Source organism: Amycolatopsis sp. TNS106 (assembly GCF_019330265.1).
GTDB lineage: Bacteria > Actinomycetota > Actinomycetes > Mycobacteriales > Pseudonocardiaceae > Amycolatopsis > Amycolatopsis lurida.
In genome coordinates this window covers 3,706,955-3,721,030 of record NZ_CP024972.1, presented here as the reverse complement: position 1 = coordinate 3,721,030, position 14,076 = coordinate 3,706,955, and the positions used below count along the sequence as shown (strand labels likewise).

13 protein-coding genes are annotated in these 14,076 nt (G+C 68.9%); 8 read left to right on the top strand and 5 right to left on the bottom strand.

Features of this window, described 5'->3' with window-relative positions; all coding sequences use genetic code 11:
• Positions 1-11 precede the first annotated feature (11 nt).
• Together CVV72_RS16530 and CVV72_RS16525 are read left to right on the top strand one after the other, a co-directional pair.
• On the top strand, positions 12-1,034 hold the full coding sequence (locus CVV72_RS16530; RefSeq protein WP_219153237.1) for a YhjD/YihY/BrkB family envelope integrity protein: 1,023 nt from the start codon (positions 12-14) through the stop codon (positions 1,032-1,034).
• A gap of 15 nt (positions 1,035-1,049) precedes the next feature.
• The gene (locus tag CVV72_RS16525) at positions 1,050-1,256 is read left to right on the top strand and encodes a hypothetical protein (protein WP_219153236.1); all 207 of its coding nucleotides are present in this window, start codon (positions 1,050-1,052) and stop codon (positions 1,254-1,256) included.
• A 4-nt stretch (positions 1,257-1,260) separates the two neighbouring features.
• On the opposite strand, the gene CVV72_RS16520 is transcribed toward CVV72_RS16525, so the two are convergent.
• The 3 genes from CVV72_RS16520 to CVV72_RS16510 are packed head-to-tail and all read right to left on the bottom strand — an operon-like array spanning position 1,261 to position 4,510.
• Positions 1,261-2,421, bottom strand: coding sequence for a thiolase domain-containing protein (locus tag CVV72_RS16520; RefSeq protein WP_219153235.1), 1,161 nt, complete (start codon positions 2,419-2,421; stop codon positions 1,261-1,263).
• A complete protein-coding gene (locus tag CVV72_RS16515) occupies positions 2,418-3,473 on the bottom strand; it encodes a thiolase domain-containing protein (protein WP_219153234.1) in 1,056 nt (351 codons plus the stop codon). Before CVV72_RS16515 ends, CVV72_RS16520 begins: the two co-directional genes overlap by 4 nt.
• 8 nt (positions 3,474-3,481) lie before the next feature.
• Positions 3,482-4,510 carry a Zn-ribbon domain-containing OB-fold protein gene (locus CVV72_RS16510; protein ID WP_370641923.1) on the bottom strand — a complete coding sequence of 343 codons (1,029 nt, stop codon included), beginning with the start codon at positions 4,508-4,510 and terminating at the stop codon, positions 3,482-3,484.
• A 53-nt stretch (positions 4,511-4,563) separates the two neighbouring features.
• Between CVV72_RS16510 and CVV72_RS16505 the strand changes: the two genes are divergently transcribed.
• Complete coding sequence (locus CVV72_RS16505) at positions 4,564-6,123, top strand: acyl-CoA synthetase (protein WP_219153232.1); 1,560 nt, start codon at positions 4,564-4,566, stop codon at positions 6,121-6,123.
• Between the two features lie 59 nt (positions 6,124-6,182).
• Here the strand turns inward: CVV72_RS16505 and CVV72_RS16500 are convergent, their stop codons facing one another.
• A complete protein-coding gene (locus CVV72_RS16500; protein WP_219153992.1) occupies positions 6,183-6,971 on the bottom strand; it encodes a crotonase/enoyl-CoA hydratase family protein in 789 nt (262 codons plus the stop codon).
• Between the two features lie 61 nt (positions 6,972-7,032).
• Between CVV72_RS16500 and CVV72_RS16495 the strand changes: the two genes are divergently transcribed.
• Both CVV72_RS16495 and CVV72_RS16490 read left to right on the top strand, forming a co-directional pair.
• On the top strand, positions 7,033-8,649 hold the full coding sequence (locus CVV72_RS16495) for an acyl-CoA synthetase (protein WP_219153231.1): 1,617 nt from the start codon (positions 7,033-7,035) through the stop codon (positions 8,647-8,649).
• A 182-nt stretch (positions 8,650-8,831) separates the two neighbouring features.
• Complete coding sequence (locus CVV72_RS16490; RefSeq protein ID WP_219153230.1) at positions 8,832-9,938, top strand: nitronate monooxygenase family protein; 1,107 nt, start codon at positions 8,832-8,834, stop codon at positions 9,936-9,938.
• 251 nt (positions 9,939-10,189) lie between these two features.
• Here the strand turns inward: CVV72_RS16490 and CVV72_RS16485 are convergent, their stop codons facing one another.
• Positions 10,190-10,996: a trypsin-like serine protease gene (locus tag CVV72_RS16485; protein WP_219153229.1), complete on the bottom strand. Its 807-nt coding sequence runs from the start codon at positions 10,994-10,996 to the stop codon at positions 10,190-10,192.
• A 327-nt stretch (positions 10,997-11,323) separates the two neighbouring features.
• On the opposite strand from CVV72_RS16485, the gene CVV72_RS16480 reads away from it, so the two are divergent.
• The 3 genes from CVV72_RS16480 (at position 11,324) to CVV72_RS16470 (ending at position 14,065) form a co-directional block, all read left to right on the top strand.
• Positions 11,324-12,100: a GntR family transcriptional regulator gene (locus CVV72_RS16480; RefSeq protein WP_007033614.1), complete on the top strand. Its 777-nt coding sequence runs from the start codon at positions 11,324-11,326 to the stop codon at positions 12,098-12,100.
• A 184-nt stretch (positions 12,101-12,284) separates the two neighbouring features.
• On the top strand, positions 12,285-13,397 hold the full coding sequence (locus CVV72_RS16475; RefSeq protein WP_219153228.1) for a TIGR03364 family FAD-dependent oxidoreductase: 1,113 nt from the start codon (positions 12,285-12,287) through the stop codon (positions 13,395-13,397).
• Entirely contained in the window at positions 13,391-14,065 is a 675-nt protein-coding gene (locus CVV72_RS16470) for a phosphonatase-like hydrolase (protein WP_219153991.1), read from the top strand. Before CVV72_RS16475 ends, CVV72_RS16470 begins: the two co-directional genes overlap by 7 nt.
• The last annotated feature ends 11 nt before the right edge of the window (positions 14,066-14,076 follow it).

Here is a 14,076-nt window from a genome sequence, read left to right as displayed (position 1 = left end):
GACATGGGCGGGTGAGGGAGAAGCAAGCACCGACGAAATGGCAGCGGCTGCGTGCCCGCTACCGCTGGCTGGACCACGTGGCGCGGGCGGTGAACCGCTACATCGAATACGGCGGTTACCACTACGTCGCGTCGATCACCTATTTCAGCCTGTTCTCGCTGGTGCCCATCCTCATGGTCTCGGTGTCGGTGGCGGGCTTCGTGCTGGCGAGCCAGCCGCAGCTGATCGAGTCGATGCTGAACGCGATCACCGGCACGTTGCCAGGGGCCCTCGGGGACAAGGCGGGGGAACTGCTCACCGGGTTCGTGGAGCAGCGCACCAGTGTGGGGCTCATCGGTCTGATCATCGGGTTGTACTCCGGCTGGAACTGGATGAACGCGCTCCGCGACGCGCTCACCGCGCTGTGGGGCCAGAACCGGTCGGATCTCCCGTTGCTGCGCACGATCGCCGCGGATCTGCTCGCGCTGCTCGGCCTCGCGAGCGCGCTGCTGGTCTCCTTCGCCATCACGATCTCCGGGTCCGCGCTCGGCCGGTACCTGCTGGGGCTGGCCGGGGTGGACGACACCGCCTGGGGGCACAACGTGCTGTCGGCGATCTCGATTCCCTTGGCGCTGCTGGCCAACTGGCTCGTCTTCCTCTGGGTGCTCACCCGGCTGCCGCGGAAACCGGTCGGGGTCCGCAGCGCAATGCGCGGCGCGGTCGCGCTGGCGCTGGGCTTCGAACTCCTGAAGCTGGCCGGGGGGATCTACCTGCGCCTGATCGGGAACTCGCCGACCGGCGTCGCGTTCGGCTCCATCATCGGCCTCATCTTCTTCATCTCGCTGGTGGCCCGGATGCTGGTGTTCGTGACAGCCTGGACGGCGACCGCGCGCGACGCCCCGCCGGACCCGGTGCGACCACCGCCGCCCGTGGTGGTCCGGCCCGTGGTGGCGGCACCGGACCGGCACGGGCTGAAGCCGGTGTTGGTGGGCGCGGTGACCGGAGTGGTCGCGACCCTGGCCGCGCAACGCCTCCGGCCGCGCCGCCGCCCCTGACGAAGGGAGGGTCCGATGTTCGGTGATCGAGCACCGTCGTTCGCGCTGTCCGAGCTCGTGGGTTCGCGGGTGGACGAGGCACGGGGGAAGTGCGAGGCCGACGGCTTCCAGGTCGAGGTCCTCGATCTGGACCGGCCGGGAGCCGTGACACTGGAACGCCGGTCGGATCGCATCCGGTTACGGGTCAGGCGCGGGAAGGTCGAGGAAGCCAGAGTCGGCTGAAAGATCAGCTCGGTTTGGCCGCTCCCACCACCCACATCGAGAAGAACTGCGAACCGCCGCCGTACGCGTGCCCGAGCGCGATCCGCGCCCCGTCGACCTGGTAGTCCCCGGCCCGGCCCATCACCTGTTTGGCCGCTTCGGAGAACCGGAGCATCCCGGACGCCCCGATCGGGTTCGACGACAGCACGCCCCCCGACGGGTTGACCGGCAAGCGCCCGCCGAGCGCGGTCTCGCCGGCTTCGGTGAGTTTCCAGCCTTGCCCTTCGTCGGTGAAGCCCAGGTTCTCCAGCCACATCGGCTCGAACCACGAGAACGGCACGTAGATCTCGGCGGCGTCCACTTCGGACAGTGGGTCGGTGATCCCCGCGTCCCGCCACAACGCGGCGGCGGCGTCCCGGCCCGCCTGGGGGTTCACCTGGTCCCGTCCGGCGAACGTGGTCGGCTCGGTGCGCATCGCGGTCGCGTGGATCCACGCCGCGCCACCGGGAACGGCGTCGCCCGCCGCTTCGTCTCCGATCACCATCGCGCAGGCGCCGTCCGAAGACGGGCAGGTCTCGTCGTAGCGGATCGGGTCCCACAACATCTGCGACGCCTGCACCGATTCCACCGTGATATCGGACTGCCGCAGGTGCGCGTACGGATTGAGGGCACCGTTGCGACGATCCTTGGCGGCGACGATCGCGCCGACGTGGTCGGGCGCGCCGGACCGCCGGATGTACGAGCGCACATGCGGCGCGAAATAGCCGCCCGCCCCGGCGCCCACCGGCATCTGGAACGGCGGCAGGATCGACAGGCCCCACATGGCGTTGGACTCGGACTGCTTCTCGAAAGCCACCGTCAGCACTCGTTTGTGCACCCCGGCCTGCACGAGCGACGCCGCCACGAGCGCGGTCGAGCCGCCGACCGAACCGGCGGTGTGCACGCGCAGCAACGGTTTCCCGGTCGCTCCGAGCGCGTCAGCGAGGAACAGTTCGGGCATCATCACGCCCTCGAACAGATCCGGCGCCTTGCCGAGGACGACGGCGTCGATGTCGTCCCAGCCGGTCCGGGCGTCGAGCATCGCCCGGTCGATGGCCTCCCGGAGCAGCCCGGGCATGGACACGTCGGTGCGTTTGGCCTTGTGGTGGGTCTGGCCCGTTCCCAGTACGGCCGCGAGGTGCTTCACGAGAGGACCTCCAAGGTCGCGACCAGGTTCTGCTGGAGGACGGGGCCGCTGGTCGCGTGGGCGAGGGTCTTGCGCGCGCTGCCGTCGAGGATGCGGTTCGCCGCCTCGCCGATCCGCGCCAGCCCCGCCGAGAACATCGGATTGCCGGTCAGGACGCCGCCGGAGGGGTTGATCCGGACCTGGTCGCCGAGGCCCAGCGCGTCGCGCAGGATCAATTCCTGATGGGTGAACGGCGCGTGCAGTTCCGCGATCTCGACGCCGTCGAGATCGAGCGCCCGTCCGGCGGCCACCGTCGAAGGCGACTTGGTCAGATCCCGGACGCCGAGCGCGGGGGAGTCGACGCGGTGTTCGATCCCGGTGATCACCGCCGGGCTGTCGACGAGGTCCGCCGCCCGCTCGGCCGACGCGAGCACGACGACGGCGGCGCCGTCGGTGATGGGAGCGATGTCGTGGGCCCGCAAGGGATCCGCGAAGTAGGGGGCATCCAGGAGTTCGGCGATCTCGACCGTTCCGGAGACCTGCGCGGCCGGATTGCCGGCGGCGTCCGCGCGGCTCCGCGCGGCGACCTCGGCGAGATCTTTTTCCGACCAGAGCCCGGATTCGAGCCCCAGGCGCGCCTGGATCCCGGCGACGCTCACCGAGTCCGGCCACAGCGGCGCGACCACGTACGGGTCCATTTGCAGGGCCAGCACCCGGCGCAGCTGCCCGGCGGAAGACTTGCCGAAGCCGTAGACGAGCGCCGTGTCGACCTCGCCCATCCGGATCTTCAGCCAGGCCTCGTACAACGCCCAGGCGGCGTCCATCTCGACATGCGACTCGTGGATCGGCGGGAAGGCACCGATGGCGTCGACGGCGGCGATGAACGAGAACGCGCGGCCGGCGAGATAGTCCGAGGAACCCGAGCACCAGAATCCGATGTCCTCTTTGGATAGACCGGTGCGCTCGAAGACCTCGGCGAAGATCGGCACCAGCATTTCCACGCCGTTGGTGGTGCCCGGGGTGCTGCGGACGTTGGGGGCCTGCGCGAAGCCCACGACTGCTACATCTGGCACGGTGGTCCTCACAGATGGTGGGCGAAGGATTCGTACGGTGCGTCGGGCTCGCAGGTCGGCTCGAAATGGCCGATGTTCTCCAGCGACGTCCACCATTCGTCCCGCGGTTTCCACGCGGCCCGGACCCGCATGCCCATCCGGACCTCGGCGGCGTCGCAACCGAGGACCAGATGCAGGAACGCGATGTCCGCGCCGTCCAGCAGGATGTACGCGGCCACGTAGGGCGGTTTGATCTTCTGGCCGAGGAACGGCACGTTCACGATGCAGAACGTGGTGACGATGCCGGTGTCGGGCAGCTCGACCTCGTCGGTGGTCGGCACGCCGTCGGTCGGGCAGGCACCGCGCGGCGGGATGTAGACCTTCTCGCAGGACGGGCAGCGCTGGCCGATCAGCTTCCCCTCGGCGAGCCCGCGCAGGTACCGGCTTTCCTCCGGCGACGCGGAATGCTCGTAACGCAGGTGGATCGGCGTGATCACCACGCTGACCGGCGCGCCCTCCTCGCGTTTCGCGACCGGGGGAGGAGCTTCGGTGACTTCGGTGTCGGGGCCGTCGGCGGGGACGAAGTAGGCGATGTCGCGGATGTGGCCGACGGTCTCGTCCGCCCAGCGGATCCGCACCCGCTGTCCAGTGTGGACGTTCGACGGGCTGCCCGCGTCGACCGCGTGCAGGATCGAGGTGTCGGCGCCGTCGAGCCGGATCAGCGCCCACGCGAACGGCCGCGACAACGGCTGGCCGTCGACGGGTTCGGCGATCCAGGACCAGGAGACGATCACGCCTTCGGCGGCCACCGGCACGAATTCGGACAGCGCCTCGGCGGTCACGGGATCGTATTCCAGCGGTGGCACGTGGACGCGGCCGTCGCTGCCCCGGACGCCTTCGACGCGGCGCTCACGCAGGGCGTTGACGAACCGGCCGAGCACCGGGCCGACCGAACGCGTGTAGTCGAAGCCCACGTTGAGCGGGGCCGACAGCGGGAGTTCAGGTGCGCTCACATCTTGAGTGAAACATGTTCTCGATTTTCGAGCAAGACTGCCCATCTGGGCCTTGCTGACGGTTGCTCTTGAGTGGAACGCGTTCTAGATTTGCGAGTATGTCGACTGCCGCCGGGACACTTGGGGTCTGGAACATCGCCGAACGCCGGCCGGAGCGGGTCGCCCTCGTCGATCCGGACGGGCGCTCCATCGGATACGGAGAGCTCGCCGCGAAAGCGAACGCGTACGCACGGGGGCTGCAAGCCCTCGGGCTCGAGGCCGGGGACGTGGTCGTCGTTCTGCAGCCGAACGGCGACGAACTCGTCGCGGCCTACTTCGCCGCCATCCAGTCCGGTCTGTACATCGTGGTGGTCAACTGGCATCTGGTCGGGCCGGAGGTCGCCTACATCCTGTCCGACAGCGGCGCCAAGGCGTTTCTCGCACACGAACGCTTCGCCGACGTCGCGATCGCGGCCGCGGACGAGGCCGGGATCCCGGAGCGCGGGCGGTTCGCCGTCGGCGACGTCGAGGGTTTCCGCCGCATCGAGGAACTCGGCTCCGGCGAGGGCGACGGGCGTCCGGAGCGGCGCACGGCGGGCTCGCCGATGCTCTACACGTCAGGCACCACGGGGCGGCCCAAGGGGGTCCGCCGGCCGCTGACCGGCGCCGATCCCGACTCCGTCCCGGGCGCGTCGACGTGGTTCTTCGGCATCTTCGGGCTCGCGCCGCACGACGACCACGTGCATCTGTGCGGGTCGCCGCTCTATCACACGGCGGTGCTCAACTTCGTCGCGATCTCCCTGCAGCTGGGGCATACCGCGGTGCTGATGGACCGCTGGGACGCGGAGGACATGCTGCGGCTGATCGAGCGGCACCGCGTCACGCACAGCCATATGGTCCCGACGCAGTTCCGGCGCCTGCTCGCGCTGCCGGACGACGTCCGCGCGGCCTACGACCTGAGTTCGCTGCGCGTGATGATCCACGGCGCCGCGCCCTGTCCGCTGGAGGTCAAACGCCGGATGCTCGACTGGTGGGGCCCGGTCGTCACCGAGTACTACGCCGCCACCGAAGGCGGCGGGACGGCGATCTCGGGGGAGGAATGGCTCAGGAAACCGGGTTCGGTGGGCCTGCCGTGGCCGGGTTCGACGATCAAGATCCTCGACGACGAGGGCACGGAACTGCCCGCCGGCGAGACCGGCACGGTGTACATGAAGATGGGCGACTCGAAGTTCGAGTATCACAAGGACCGGGCCAAGACGGACAAGGCGCGGGTCGGGGATCTGTTCACCCTCGGCGACGTCGGGCATCTCGACGAGGACGGCTATCTCTTCCTGCACGACCGCAAGGCGGACCTGATCATCTCGGGCGGGGTCAACATCTACCCGGCGGAGATCGAGGGCGAACTGGTGATGCACCCGAAGATCGCCGACGTCGCCGTGTTCGGCGTCCCGCACGAGGACTGGGGCGAGGCGATCAAGGCTGTCGTCCAGCCCGCCGACGGCGTCGAGCCCTCGGAAGAGCTGACCGCGGAGATCCTCGAATACGCGGCGTCGCGCCTCGCGAAGTTCAAACTCCCGCGTTCCGTCGACTACTTGCCCGAACTCCCGCGCGACCCGAACGGGAAGCTCTACAAGCGCAAGCTCCGCGACCCCTACTGGGCCGGTCACCCCGTCCCCTGACGCAATTCGTCACCTACTTGCGACGTCTTCCTTCGCAAGTAGGTGACGAATTGCGGGGGTCAGCGGCCCCGGAAGACGGGTTTGCGCTTCTCGGCGAAGGCGCGGGGGCCTTCCTTCGCGTCTTCGCTCGCGAAGACCTCGATGCCGTACTGGGCGTCGAGTTTGAAGGCCTCTTCCTCGTGCATGCCCTCGGTGTCGCGCATCGTCTTGAGGATCGCGCGGACCGCCAGCGGGCCGTTCGCCGCGATCAGGCCGGCCAGCTCCATGGCCTTGTCGAGGGCCTTCCCGTCCGGGACGACGTGGCCGATCAGGCCGATCTCCAGCGCCTCGGCCGCCTTGATGTGCCGTCCGGTCAGCAGGAGGTCGGCTGCGACGGTGTACGGGATCTGACGGGGGAGCCGTACGGCCGAACCGCCCATCGGGAACAGGCTCCACCGCGCCTCGGACACGCCGAACTTCGCGCTCTCACCCGCGACGCGGATGTCCGTACCTTGCAGGATCTCCGTCCCGCCCGCGATCGCGGCGCCTTCGACGGCGGCGATCAACGGCTTCGTCAGCCGGCGGCCCTTGAGCAGGCCCTCGATCCGGCTGGGGTCGAACGTGCCCTTCTCGAACGAGTCGGACGGCGAGTTCTTCGACATCGACTTCAGATCCGCGCCCGCGCAGAACGCGCCCCCCGCGCCGGTGAGCACGCAGCACCGGATGTCGTCGTCCTCGTCGACCCGGTTCCACGCCTCGACCATGATCCCGAGCATCTCGCCGCTGAGCGCGTTGCGGGCCTCCGGCCGGTTCATCGTGACCACGAGGGTGTGTTCGATCTTTTCCACCAGCGCGTGCGGTTCGCCCACCGGGACCTCCGTCAAAAGAGCGGCCATTGCCCAGAACGATAACATGTTCTACTTTGTGGGAGTGGCACTCAACATCGCGGATCTACTCGAGCACGCCGTCGACGCCGTGCCGGAGCGCATCGCGGTCGTCTGCGGCGATCGGCGGGTCACCTTCGCCGAACTGGAAGAGCGCGCCAACCGGCTGGCGCACCATCTCGCCGCACACGGCGTGGGACCCGGATCCCACATCGGTGTCTATTCCCGGAACTCGATCGAGGCCCTGGAATCGATGATCGCCGCGTACAAGCTGCGCGCGATCGCGGTCAACGTCAACTACCGCTACGTCCACGGCGAACTGCGGTACCTGTTCGACAACGCCGACCTCGTGGCGCTGGTCCACGAGCGCCAGTACGCGGACAAGGTCGCCGCCGTCCTGCCGGAGACGCCGAAACTGAAACACGTTGTCGTTGTCGATGACGGAAGCGACGGCGACTACTCGTCTTACGGCGGCGTGGACTACGAAGCCGCGCTCGCCGAAGGATCCCCCGAGCGGGACTTCGCCGAGCGCAGCGCCGACGACATCTACATCCTCTACACCGGCGGCACCACCGGGTACCCCAAGGGCGTCCTGTGGCGCCACGAGGACATCTGGCGCGCGCTCGGCGGCGGCATCAACTTCGTCACCGGCGAGTACGTCCCGGACGAATGGACGCTCGCCGAACAGGGCAAGTCGGGCAGCCTGGTCCGGCTCCCCGCCGCGCCGCTGATCCACGGCGCCGCGCAATGGGCCGCGTTCGGCGCGCTGTTCACCGGCAGCCCGGTCGTGTTCGTCCCGCGGTTCGACGCGCACGACGTCTGGAAAGCCGTGCAGGACAACAAGGTCCAGGTGCTCACCATCGTCGGCGACGCGATGGCGCGGCCGCTGATCGACGCCTACCGCGAGGGCGACTACGACGCGTCGTCGATCGTCGCGGTGTCGAGTCACGCCGCCCTGTTCTCCCAGTCGGTGAAGCAGGAATTCCTGTCGCTGCTGCCGCACGTGGTGATCACCGACGCGATCGGCTCGTCCGAAAGCGGGTTCACCGGCATCGGCATGGTCAGCAAGGACAGCGATCATTCCGCCGGCCCCAGGGTCAACTTCGGCAAGGACGCGATCCTGGTGGACGACGACGGCGCGCTCGTCGAGCCGAAACCGGGCGCGATCGGCCTGATCGCCCGGCGCGGCCACGTCCCGCTCGGCTATTACAAGGATCCCGCGAAGACCGAGAAGATCTTCGTGGAGGTCGACGGCAAGCGTTACGTCGTCCCGGGTGACTACGCGCGCTACGAGGAAGACCTCACGGTGACCCTGCTCGGCCGGGGATCGCAGTGCGTGAACACCGGCGGCGAAAAGGTGTATCCGGAGGAGGTCGAGGGCGCGCTCAAGTCGCATCCGGACGTCTTCGACGCGCTCGTCATCGGCATCCCCGACGACCGGCTCGGCCAGCGGGTGGCCGCGGTGATCCAGCCGCGCTCCGGCAAGGAGCTCGATTTCGCCGCGCTCGAAGCACACGTGCGGACCGAGATCGCCGGGTACAAGGTGCCGCGCAGTCTCTGGCTCGCCGAGGAGATCGGGCGATCACCCAGCGGGAAACCGGACTATCCCTGGGCGCAGCGCTACGCCGCCGAGCACGAGCCCATCACCAGCCAACCGGCGTGAGCAGCCTGTCGGCGGAGCTGAAGAGTCACCTGGAAAGCGACCAAACGCGTGAACCCGCCCGGCCGCAGGCCCCGCTATCGCGGTGGCAGGACGCCCTCTCCGCATTGGTGAGGCCGAGGACGGTCGGCGTCCTGCCGACGTCGATCGCGGACGCGGGTTCACCAACCGGCGTAAGGAGTTACATGCGGACGTCTCTGTGCGAGCGGCTCGGGATCGACCTGCCGATCGTCGGGTTCACCCCGTCCGAGCACGTCGCCGCGGCGATCAGCCGGGCGGGCGGTCTCGGCGTGCTGGGCTGCGTGCGGTTCAACGACGCCGCCGAGCTCGACGCCGTCCTGTCCTGGATGGACGAGAACACCGGCGGGAAGCCCTACGGCGTCGACATCGTGATGCCCGCGAAGATCCCGGCCGAAGGGACGTCGATCGATCTCGCGAAACACATCCCGCAGGGGCATCGCGACTTCGTGGAGCGGACGCTGCGCGATCTCGCGGTACCGCCGCTGCCGGACGACACCGATGAACGCGCGGGAGTGCTGGGCTGGCTGCATTCGGTCGCCCGGTCCCATGTCGAGGTCGCGCTGAAACACCCCATCCGGTTGATCGCCAACGCGCTGGGGTCGCCGCCGGTGGACGTCATCGAGCAGTGTCACGCGAAGGGCGTGCCGGTCGCGGCCTTGGCGGGCAAGGCCGAACACGCCGTGCGGCACGTCGACAACGGCGTCGACATCGTGGTGGCGCAAGGTTACGAGGCGGGCGGGCATACCGGCGAGATCGCGTCGATGGTCCTGCTGCCCGAGGTGGTGGACGCCGTCGGCGACCGCGTCCCGGTGCTCGCCGCCGGCGGGATCGGCTCGGGCAGGCAGGTCGCGGCGGCGCTCGCGCTGAGCGCGTCCGGGGTGTGGATGGGTTCCTTCTGGCTCGCCACCGAGGAATACCTCCAGACCATGGGGGAGTCCGAGGCGATGCAGCGGGCGCTGGTCGCGGCGGGTTCGTCCGACACCGTCCGGACGCGGATCTACACCGGAAAACCGGCGCGGCTGCTCAAAACGCGGTGGACCGAGGCGTGGGCCGCGCCCGACGCGCCCGAACCGCTGCCGATGCCGTTGCAGAACCTGCTGGTCTCCCACGCCCACAACCGGATCCACCACGCGGCCGATCCGAGCGTGGTCTCGATGCCGGTGGGGCAGATCGTCGGGCGGATGGACCGGGTGCGCCCGGTCGCCGACGTGATCGCGGAGCTGGTGTCGGGCTACGAAGAGACACTGTCGCGTTTGGACAAAACCCGCTGAATTGCCCGCAAAGTCCGTGAAGGCCTCCTTGCCTACCCTGAAAGTAGGGAAGGAGGCCTTCACCACGACGGCTGACGTGAGGCTGAGGCGCCGGCACCGAGTTCGTGTCGCGAAAGCCACTTTCGCGACGTCTGATGTCCCGAAAGTGGCTTTCGCGACACGGTGTCCCGGGCACTGCCCCGTGAACGAGAAGGTCCCCTTCACCACGCCGTTGTGGTGAAGGGGACCTTCAGGGCATGCCGTGCGAGAGGCTAGAGACCGGCGGCCGCGTTCTTGATCGCGGTCGCGAAGGTGCTCACCTCGGTGTAGACGCCGGGAGCGTGCGCCCGCGCGCAACCCTCGCCCCAGCTGGTGATGCCGACCTGGATCCAGGCGCCGGCGCTGTCGCGACGGAACATCGGGCCGCCCGAGTCACCCTGGCAGGTGTCGACGCCGCCGGAGCTGACGTTGCCCGCGCAGATCTCGGCGCTGTCGATCAGGTCGGCGTAGCTGCCGCCCTGCGCCTTGCAGGTCGAGTCGGAGACGAACGGCACGTTGGCCTTGAGCAGGTAGCGCTGCTGCGCCCCGCCCTCGGTCGCGGCACCCCAGCCCGCGACGGTGAACGTGCCGCTGTTGTAGCCGGTGGTCGTGGCGATCGGCAGCGTCGGGATGCCGCTGACCGGGCTGGCGAGCTTGATCAGCGCCCAGTCACCGCCGGTGGAGGTGGGGTAGGTCGGCGACCGGTGCACATAGGTCGACTTGACCTTCGTGGCCGCCGTGCTCTGCAGGTCCACGACGCCGAGGGTGGCGGTGATACCCGTGTTGGCCCCGGTCCGCGACACGCAGTGCGCGGCCGTCAGCACGATCTGCGGGGTGTACAGCGCACCACCGCAACCCATGGAAAGCCTGACCATCCAAGGGAATTCACCCTGAGCGGCGCGGGTGCCACCGACCACGTCGGTGGACGGCGGCTGGGCGGCCGCGGCTTGTGGAGCGGTGGCGAGACCCGCCAGGGTTCCGGCCGCCGCGACGGCGATCAGGGTCTTTTTGAGCAGGCTGAACCGACGCTTGATGTCCAAGGGTTCATTCCTTCCGGCTGTCCACAGTGGAGGCAGGGAGACTGACTGCGGCCAACTGACTACAGCAGGTGGGCATACACCGGGACAACCAACTTTCTTCGGATCTTTCGGCCGATGATGGTGATTAACGGACGTTCGCGCCTGGTCGCCGACGAATGGCGTAGGCCGGAGCGCTCAACGCCCCTACTCCCGGAGCGGCGATCGCGGGAACCGCCGGAAGGCTGAACGCCCGCCGAAGGTGCCCTTTTCGGCCACCAGTGTGAGCGTGGCATGAACACTTCGTTCGGGTCAGTACAGGCATGGGGAAACGGGCCTAGGATCTGGATCGTGAAAGCGCGTTCGCCAAGACTTCATCCACCCGCCGACGGCCCGGTTCGGGACGGAATTCCCGAGCACGGCCGCATTCCCCGCTATTACGCGGTCAAAGTCGATCTGCTCGACGTGATCTCGGAATTAGGGCAAGGAGCGGTACTTCCCACCGAAAGGGAACTGTCCGAACGATTCGAGGTTTCCCGCGCGACGGTCCGCCAGGCCGTCGGTGAACTCGTGCTCGAAGGGCGCCTGAGCAGGCGGCAGGGCAGCGGCACGTACGTCGCGGGCCCCAAGCTCGTCCAGCCGCTCGCCTTGGTGAGTTACACCGAAGGACTCAGGAGGCAGGGCATTCAGCCGGGCCGGAATCTGATCTCATTGGAACGCCGGGAAGCGGGCCCGTCGCTGGCTTCGGAACTGGAAATCGATCCCGAAGACGACGTCATCCACATCGAACGGGTGCTGCTCGCCGACGACGAGCGGGTCGGGCTGGAATCGACCTATCTCACCGCCGCGCGATTCCCGACGCTGATGGATGTGTTCGATCCCACACAGTCGCTCTACGCCTGTTTGCGGGAACGGCTCGGCGTCGTCTTCGACGGAGCGGAGGAGCGGGTCGAGACCGTGCTCGCCACGCCCCGGGAGGCTCTGCTGATCGGGACGAACCCGGCCCTGCCGATGCTGCTGATGCACCGGACGTCGTGGGGGCCGGACGGGATCCCGTTCGAGCGCGTCCGGTCGCTGTTCCGCGGCGACCGGCTCTCCTTCGAGACCCGATTGGGCCGCGTGGAGTAGCCGCCCGCCGCATTTGGTCCTCTGAACGCGATACTTGCGGATTCAACGACCGCATCCAGAGGACGGAACGCCGGGGGTAATGTAACGCGAAGATAACAGGTCTGGTCCATATTTCGGAGGTCCTTCACCTGCGGTTAGGGCGGGGGTCACGGAGCGTTGGTGCGCGCAGGCGAGCGTCTGCGGTGTGCGAATCCTCATCATCGGCGGCGGAGTGCTCGGCACCCAGCACGCCTGGCAGGCCGTCGAACGCGGCCACGACGTCGTCCAGATCGAACGGGAACCCGAGGCCAGGGGCGCGTCCGTGCGCAACTTCGGCCTGGTCTGGGTCGGCGGCCGCGCCAGTGGCCCCGAACTGGAGACGGCCGCGCGGGCGCGAGTGCTGTGGGAGCGCATCGGGGAACGGGTCGAAGGGATCGGCTTCCGGCCGAACGGCTCCCTCACCGTCGTCCGTACGGAGGCCGAACTCGCCGTCGCCGAGGCCGCGGCCGCGAGCACGGAGGACCGTGGCTTCAAGCTGCTCGACGCCGCCGAGACCCGGGAGCTGAACCCGGCCCTGCGCGGCGACTTCCTCGGCGCGCTCTGGTGCGACCGCGACGCCGCCGTCGAACCGCGCGTCGCCCAGCCCGCCCTGCGCGCCGAGCTGGCGAAATCCGGCCGCTACACCTGGCTGCCCGGCCGCGAGATCCGCGACCTGACCGATCGTGGCGTCGTCGACGACGCGGGTGAGATCCACGAAGGCGACGTCGTGGTGCTGTGCACCGGCGCCTGGACCGGTGGCCTGGTCAAGGAACTCGCCGGCCAGACCCCGGTCCGCCGGGTGCGGCTGCAGATGGCCCAGACCGAGCCGCTCGGGGAAACCCTCACCACCACGGTCGCCGACGCGGACAGCTTCCGGTACTACCCGGCGTACCGCGGCGAGGCACTCGACGGCCTCAACGCGGGCCAGCCGCAAGGCGAAGTCGCCGCGACCCACAAGATGCAGTTGCTCATGGTCCAGCGGCTCGACGGCTCGCTGACCATCGGCGACACCCACGAATACGACGAGCCGTTCTCGTTCGACACCACCGAAGACCCGTACGACCACCTGGCCGAGGTCGCCGGGGCGCTGCTCGGACGGCCGCTCCCGCGCATCGCCCGCCGCTGGGCGGGCGTCTACGCCCAGACCACCGACACCACCCGGATCGTGCACCGCGCCCGCGTCGCGGACAACGCGTGGCTCGTCACCGGACCGGGTGGCCGGGGGATGACCTGTTCCCCCGCCATCGCCGAAGACACCGCAGAGGAGCTCTCCTGGTGAACACCGAACTCGTCGTCCTGGACATGGCAGGCACCACCGTCGCCGACGACGGCCTGGTGATCCGCGCCTTCACCGCGGCGATCGCCGCCGCCGGAGTGTCCGAAGAGGACAGCCGCTTCCCCGGCATGCTCGACTACGTCGTCGAAACGATGGGACAGTCCAAGATCGTCGTCTTCCGCGCCCTGCTCGACGGAGACGAAGAACTCGCCCGGCGCGCGAACACCGCCTTCCAGGACGCCTACGAGAAACTCGTCGCCGACGGCCACTGCGAGCCGATCCCCGGCGCCGAGCAGACGATCCAGGAACTGCGCGCCCAGGGAGTGAAGGTCGCGCTCACCACCGGCTTCGCGCCGGCCACGCAGAACGCGATCCTGGACGCGCTGGGCTGGCACGGCCTCGCCGACGCCGTGCTGGCGCCGGGCGAGGGTGTTCGTGGACGCCCGTACCCCGATCTGGTCCTCGCCGCCGCGTTGCGGCTCGAAATCACCGACATCCGCAGGATCGCCGTCGCCGGTGACACCCCTTCGGACGTCCAGACCGGGCTTCGCTCCGGCGCTTCGATCGTCGCCGGCGTGCTCACCGGATCGGCGAAGAAGCCGGAGCTCGAAGCCGCCGGCGCCACCCACGTCCTCGAATCCGTCCGCGACCTCCCCGCCCTGCTGTCCTAAAAGGAGCTTTG

What these genes read in the sequence shown, in the direction of transcription:
- CVV72_RS16525 (WP_219153236.1), top strand. Translation starts at nt 1,050, where the DNA reads ATGTTCGGTGATCGAGCACCGTCGTTCGCGCTGTCCGAGCTCGTGGGT.
- CVV72_RS16510 (WP_370641923.1), bottom strand. Translation starts at nt 4,510, where the DNA reads ATGGGCAGTCTTGCTCGAAAATCGAGAACATGTTTCACTCAAGATGTG.
- CVV72_RS16490 (WP_219153230.1), top strand. Translation starts at nt 8,832, where the DNA reads ATGCGGACGTCTCTGTGCGAGCGGCTCGGGATCGACCTGCCGATCGTC.
- CVV72_RS16505 (WP_219153232.1), top strand. Translation starts at nt 4,564, where the DNA reads ATGTCGACTGCCGCCGGGACACTTGGGGTCTGGAACATCGCCGAACGC.